This window comes from Acetobacteroides hydrogenigenes (assembly GCF_004340205.1).
GTDB lineage: Bacteria > Bacteroidota > Bacteroidia > Bacteroidales > ZOR0009 > Acetobacteroides > Acetobacteroides hydrogenigenes.
Window position 1 is genome coordinate 250,150 of record NZ_SLWB01000004.1, and the last position, 6,154, is coordinate 256,303.

Annotated in this window: 4 protein-coding genes and 1 rRNA gene; 2 read left to right on the top strand and 3 right to left on the bottom strand. The window is 42.7% G+C overall.

The features are described from left to right. The first annotated feature begins 547 nt into the window (after window positions 1-547). Both CLV25_RS06465 and CLV25_RS06470 read left to right on the top strand, forming a co-directional pair. Window positions 548-1,720, top strand: a complete 1,173-nt coding sequence (locus tag CLV25_RS06465) for an ABC transporter permease (RefSeq protein ID WP_131838813.1) — start codon at window positions 548-550, stop codon at window positions 1,718-1,720. Window position 1,721: 1 nt separating this feature from the next. Further along, complete coding sequence (locus CLV25_RS06470) at window positions 1,722-2,351, top strand: NUDIX hydrolase (RefSeq protein ID WP_131838814.1); 630 nt, start codon at window positions 1,722-1,724, stop codon at window positions 2,349-2,351. On the opposite strand, the gene CLV25_RS06475 is transcribed toward CLV25_RS06470, so the two are convergent. The 3 genes from CLV25_RS06475 to rrf form a co-directional block, all read right to left on the bottom strand. After that, a complete protein-coding gene (locus CLV25_RS06475; RefSeq protein WP_131838815.1) occupies window positions 2,348-3,682 on the bottom strand; it encodes a transglycosylase SLT domain-containing protein in 1,335 nt (444 codons plus the stop codon). The two genes, CLV25_RS06470 and CLV25_RS06475, sit on opposite strands and share 4 nt — an antisense overlap. Window positions 3,683-3,755: 73 nt before the next feature. Further along, window positions 3,756-5,768, bottom strand: coding sequence for a putative porin (locus CLV25_RS06480; protein ID WP_131838816.1), 2,013 nt, complete (start codon window positions 5,766-5,768; stop codon window positions 3,756-3,758). A gap of 48 nt (window positions 5,769-5,816) precedes the next feature. Beyond that, a 5S ribosomal RNA gene (gene rrf / locus CLV25_RS06485) occupies window positions 5,817-5,928 on the bottom strand. Window positions 5,929-6,154 lie beyond the last annotated feature (226 nt).

Sequence of the window (6,154 nt, forward strand, 5' to 3'; positions counted from 1 at the left end):
TCCGCTTACGAATAGACCTTCGTTGCCCCCACCGCACCGCTTATCCGGGAATCTAGGCTTCGCTAACGGGGGGATAGGCTTCTCCATCTTTGGGACAGCTACTCTCCCTACTGGGACAGGTCCTTTTTTCCCGGGACAAGTCCTTTTCTGGGCGGGACAGCTACTTTTTTTCTGGGACAGCTGCTCTTCCAGATGGGATACCTCCTCCTACTTGGGGGATCGGTGCTTCTTTTGCCGGGATAGGTCCTCCATTTTCGGGATGGATGCTCTCCCGTGTGGGATGGGGTCGGTATTTTACGAAGGAGCGAATAGCAGCCGAAGGGGACTGGTGGAGCATTCGAAAAAGCAGCAGCGACGGCCAACCCCATGTTAATTTCCTCCAATTTCGATCAGAAAAAAACAGCGACAGCGCCATCGTTGCATTAAAAAAAGTAATTTCATCGCAAATTCGTCACCTTACAAGAAACACAATCCGTTGAACACTGAACTCTTTATCGCCAAAAGGCTCGTAAAAGAACGTTCCTTCCAGGGCTTGATTGCGCAAAGAATGAGCAAAATAGCCACCATCAGCATAGCGATTAGCACGGCTGTGATGGTTTTGGCAATATCCATTGTAGTTGGCTTTAAAAAAGAAATACGCGAAAAGGTTACCGGCTTCAGCGCTCCCATTCTGATCACCAAGCTATCCCAAAACAGCTCGCTGGAGATTCCGCCTCTCCGTAAAGATTGGGTTCCGATCGGCGATTTGCAAAAGATACCGAATGTCCAATCGATCCACCCCTATACCATTAAGGCTGGTATTGTAAAAACAAACGAAGAAATTCAGGGCGTTATCCTCAAAGGCGTAGATAGCACCTTCAACTGGTCGTTTTTCTCCTCAAACCTCGTGGAGGGAAGGCTTCCCAACTATAAAAGCTCATCCGCATCAAGAGAAGTGCTTATATCCAGGATCAACGCGGCAAGGCTAAAGCTTAAGGTGGGCGATAAGGTTAAGACCTACTTCGTTCAGCATCCATTTAGAATGCGCTCATTTGATATTGTAGGAATCTACGACTCTAAGCTACAGGAGTTCGACAGCAAGTTCATCATTAGCGACCTTAGGCATACCCAAAAGCTTAACCAATGGGAGGACAACCAGTATGCCGGCTTTGAAATTCTTATTGACGATTTTGGCAAGCTAACCCAAACATCACAGGCCGTTGTTGATGCTGCCGGGTATAAGATCTACCCCGATGGATCGCGCCTTAAAATTGAAAATATCAAGGAGAGCATGAGCAACATATTCGACTGGCTCAGCCTACAAGATACCAATGCGCTTGTGGTGCTTACGCTGATGCTATTTGTTGCCGCCATAAACATGATTACGGGAATACTTATACTTCTCCTCGACAGGGTTCGTATGATAGGTATCCTCAAGGCGCTCGGAATGAGCCTTGGCTCGCTGCGATACGTATTCATCTACCTCTCATCGGCAATCGTTTTAAAAGGCTTGCTATGGGGCAACATCGTAGGGCTATCGCTTAGCCTTCTCCAAAAGTATACGGGGCTGGTAGGGCTAGAAGAGTCTACCTACTACCTTTCGAGCGTACCCATTAGCATCGATATCGCCGGTATTTTGCTGCTAAATGTAGCAACATTCCTACTTCTTGCACTTTTTATGCTAATTCCATTGCTTATTATCAACAAGATTTCTCCTTCAGAAATCATAAGATACGAATAGCATGACGCTTCGAGACCTTACAAACATCCTAAAAGGATACAATCCCGACGACCTAGAGGGCGAAAAAGCGCACATTTTGGCATTCCCTAAGTTCAGACTCGAGCTATTCCGCACCACAAAGCCAACGGAAAAGACCAAAAGAAGTGCGGTCCTTATCCTTTTCTACGAAAAGAACTCGGAGGTATACTTCTGCCTAATCAAAAGGCCTACGTACAAGGGGCACCATAGCGGACAGGTCGCTTTTCCCGGTGGCAAGTACGAGGATAAAGACGGAAACCTGCTTAACACTGCTCTTAGGGAGGCTAACGAGGAAGTTGGGGTAGAACTAAAAAAGATTGAGGTTATAAACGAGCTAACGCCCATATTCATTCCAGTAAGCGACTTCATCGTTAAACCCTATATTGCAATATCAGCAACTACTCCCGTGTTTAGGACTGAGCCCAAAGAGGTAGACTACATCATAGAGGCCAAACTGAAGGACTTGATGGAATGCCAGCTAACCGAAGTAGAGGTTACCATTTCAAAAGGAGTGTCGCAAGCGCCGGCCTACATCATCAAAAAAGAGAATATATGGGGTGGTACAGCTATGATTCTAACAGAGCTAAAGCACCTGCTCAGTACAACCTTCTAGTTTAATGTCAAAGACTTGTAGCTCGTATAGCGATCGAGCACTTCTACCACAAAACGGGTTGTTTCGTTGTCATTCCTGTAGCTTTGGCTAATATACTTGCTCCGGAATATGCTTGAATTTCGTTTTGCCCTAATAAATAACGAAACATCATCCCATAAGTACGGATTACGCCTGTATTGAGAAGCAAGATTCATCGCCTTCAAAACATGGCTCATACCTCCATTATACGCAGCTAAAACGAACTTATTCCTTTCCTCAACTGGAATTGGATACTTTGAGAAAGCCTTTGTAAGCCTTGCCAATAGTTTTGTTCCAATGTAGATGTTAGCCTTTGGCGAATGAGATGCCTCAAAACCAAATAAGCTAGCTGTTGCAGGCATAACCTGCATCAAACCTTTAGCACCTTTACCCGATTGCACGTGAGGCTCAAATTTTGACTCCTGATAAATAAGAGCCGAAACTAAAAGCCAATCCCAACCAATCTTTTTGCTGTACCTCTTTACTTCTTGGTCGTAATCCGATAGCAACGGTTCTCCCCTCATGCTAGCACCTTCGGATAACGATCGATTTACCTTGTAGTTTTGGTAAAATGACGAGTAGAACGTTGGATGTAAAGCCGTATTGCGACGAGCCGCAATCCATCTGTTTAAATCATCCAAAAAAACGCAGCTCTTCGCCACGTACCATGAACTACTGGCAGACTCCTGCATATAGTTCACAGAAATTTCAGGATATTTTATTCTAGTTGCTTCGGCAATTGATGCCTGAACAATAGCATAGGCCTCTCCTCCGCTAAGCAAATGGTCAAGTAGAAGCCCCATATTCAACCCATCAAAGAGGGTAATGTTGGGAAACTGCTCTTTTAGTTGAAGTAGTTCTTGATCGGCAAATGCGTTGTTAGGAACGAATATTTTATCATTCCTACCCATAACCTTTCGGCTGAATGATATAGTTGCATAGCGCAACTTCCAATGAGGAACCGTTTTTTGTAATGTACCATTCGAAAGACTTGCATTCTCAACGGCAAGAACGTCAGCCTTCCCTGATGCTATCAACTTTGTAGCAGCATCTATAGAAGTAAATGGAATAACCTTAACCAGCATACCTTTACTCGAGGCATAACTCTTTATCATCTCAAAATGGTACCCTGTAGGAAGACCATTCTTCAAAAAATAACCGGGCGTATTTACCTCAAGAATTGCGGTTAAATAGCTTTTTACAGGTTTTAACTTATTTCCCCTAATACTCCCCTTTGTACCTACTTCATTCGAGCACGAAAGTAGTAGAGCAACAAGAAGAGCAATCGAGGCACATAATCTTATACCTTTCATACCTACTTTTTTGATAAAATCGGTACAGACAGAACAACAACGAATCGAACTATGTTCGAATTATTGCCAAATGCTAGTCGTAAAACGACCAAGAGAGTCCATACTGAAGCTGAAGAGGAACACGAGGATAATGTAATGCAGAGAAATAATCACCAGGACCAGATATTCCTTCCCCTAGATTACGAACCTTGATAAATATAGCCGCACGCTTCCACTTAAAGTTTGCAAACACATCTAACCAAGGATAATCCCCTATTTTTCTTTCGGTTTGCACATAAAATTGACCTACTGCTGGATTGTAGGCATATGCATAATACTTATTGGTGTATTGAACGTCTACACCAAACTGTGATTTAAGCACATTTTTCACGATATTAAACTGATAGTAGACCCCAGCATTAACAGCAATAGATGGAAGAGGCAATACAGCTTCGTTCGAAGATTTTTGAAAAAGAACCTGCCCATCTATATGCAAATGCCCAATGGCTATATCCTTCTTAAAGAAAGCAGAGGTAACACTTACAGAACCCCCAATTTGTTCAGGTAAAGCATCTTTATTAAAGAAGATGTACTTGTTGACAACTGCCTGTCGAATCCCCATATCCAGAGATATCGAAGGAACTTCCAGTTTTGCCTCTAAACGCGTATCAACGGTTCTATCAAAGTTATTAGCCCAAGCAAAGTGATTCGAGAAGTAGTTATCAAGATAAAAGTTCGGAGTTTCCGAAGCAAACTTAATATCACCTACAAGCTTTACCTCTCGGCCCCACGGATAGACTGAAAAAGCAGCAGAACCTCGAGCGGTTATATCACCTGCATTATGCCCTGTAAGAACAAGTTTTGCGAATCCACTCCAATCTACATATTTCCTAAACACACCAGAAGCATAGCCATATGCATAAATGTTGTAATGGCTTGTTTTCTTATTACCAAAAAGATAATCACTGAGGTTAAACATGTAGTATCGCAAGTTTTGATAGCCAACTCCACCTCCAAATAAGTTCAGCAACGACTTATCCGTATAAGGACGAAGTTGCAAATAAATACGATTTTCAAACTCGCGTAAATGAGTAGAGTCGTAGCTGGAATTAGGGTTGATGTAGAAGTTCTTATAGTATGCAACAACCTTATAATCTGGCCTATCTAAATTTATTTTATTTGTCTCATCAGAGTAAACACGATGATAGATAGAGTACTGCGAATACATCCCTGCCAAAATCAATGGTCCAGAATAAATGCCATTCCTAACAAACGATTCCGAGGACGAAAGCCTAACGCCATAGGTTTGTGATAGAAAGAAAGAGTTATTCTTAATAAGATTAGAGGCGTTCTGCAAGTTTACAGATATGTAACTTGGCTTTATAGTTGTATCAACAATATCCCCATCATTTTGAATACCTCCATTTTCTTTTACATCCACAAGATTATAGATGTAACCAGCATAAGCAGAGTATTTTTTACCTAAATAAGAAACGTACCCGCTAAATCCCTTGGTTTTAGAACGCTGATTCTTATAAAGACCTTTTGTTCCAAAACGGTTATAGTTTATTCCAAAACTCAGAGATGGATTTACATTTTCGGCCAGCGTAAGTCCAAAAATTTCCTCGGCTTCAGTTCTATTGCCCGCCATCGAATAGCGCAAATTCGAATAAGGAACTTTCGTATTATAGAACTTGACATTTTCGGGGGTTTCAGTAAATACCTGATAAGGATTTTGGAATATAAAAGAAGTCGGAGCGCCTACTCTAAAAAAATCATATAGAACCTGTGCTCCACCAATATTTCCAAGGTAGGTTGCACCTACATTTTCATCTTTATAAAAGGGATAAATCTTTTGCAGATTTCGCTGCCCTGTATCAATGGCAACTCGTGTCGGAGTATTCGTATAGGAGTTAATTTTCCATGAAAAAACACGAACTCTGTTTAGCGAGTCATCAAAATATAAACTACTTAATTTCTTTTTGAGGACTGAATCTGGCACATTTATCTTGGCACCACCACCATCACGACCTCCCTTCTTAGATTGAGCGAACGATGTAGCAGAAATAAGGCAGAAAAGAGTGAGAATTAACGTCCTTATTAGCATAGTATACTAAATGTAAAAAAGCCCCAGAAAAATTCTGGGGCTCTATAGGTTTGGCGGCCACCTACTCTCCCGCTTGGTGTAGCAGTACCATCGGCGCTGGCGGGCTTAACGGCCCTGTTCGGAATGGGAAGGGGTGGAGCCCCGCCGCCTAGCCACCTAAGTCTTTTCGGCTTACGTCCGTATAGGACATCGCCAGGTTTCTTTTAGACGTTAGATTTTAGTACCTAGATGTTAGACCTTTCTGGCGTTAGCCATCTAAAATCTAATATCTCATATCTAATGTCTGGTATTTTGACATTCTTCGGACGAAGCGGCGTCTGCCCGCTAAGGGCGCGGCCCTCTCGGAGCTCTACTGGGCAATTAGTACCGCTCGGCTGAGCGCCTTA